The 505-nt window shown below is 63.4% G+C and carries 1 protein-coding gene; it reads left to right on the top strand.

Going from position 1 to position 505, the window contains the following annotated elements; genetic code table 11:
* Positions 1 to 198: 198 nt before the first annotated feature.
* On the top strand, positions 199 to 505 hold a 307-nt coding region (gene secG, locus EN984_RS37145), incomplete at its 3' end, for a preprotein translocase subunit SecG (protein ID WP_127384479.1).

Here is a 505-nt window from a genome sequence, read left to right as displayed (position 1 = left end):
CGCCGAGGCTTATCGCAATATTGCCTGAAGACATTCGCTCCGCCGGACAGGGCTTCCGGTGCACGAAATCGTTGCAAAGGACGGGTTGCTTCCCATATTCCGGCCACGGGCTTGGAAATGCCGTCAAAGCATTGTATTGAGCCGCCTCCAATTCACCGGTCGTGTCCGCGGCCGGGCAAGGCCTTGCCAGGATAAACTATGGAAACCGTACTGATCGTCATCCATCTCATGGTCGTGCTCGCCCTTGTCGGCGTGGTGCTGCTGCAGCGTTCCGAAGGCGGCGGCCTCGGCATCGGTGGCGGATCCGGCTTCATGACCGCGCGTGGTGCTGCCAATGCCCTGACGCGTGCGACGGCGATCCTGGCGGCCGCCTTCTTCGCCACGTCACTGACACTGTCGATCGTCGCCCGCTACGGCGAGAAGCCGATCGACATCCTCGACCGCGTGCCGGCGACGTCGGACGGTGCGGGCAAAGGCGTGCTCAACCAGTTGCCCGGCACGACCA

Source organism: Mesorhizobium sp. M7A.F.Ca.CA.004.12.1.1 (genome assembly GCF_003997835.1).
Lineage (GTDB): Bacteria > Pseudomonadota > Alphaproteobacteria > Rhizobiales > Rhizobiaceae > Mesorhizobium.
This window is presented reverse-complemented; position numbering and strand designations above follow the sequence as displayed.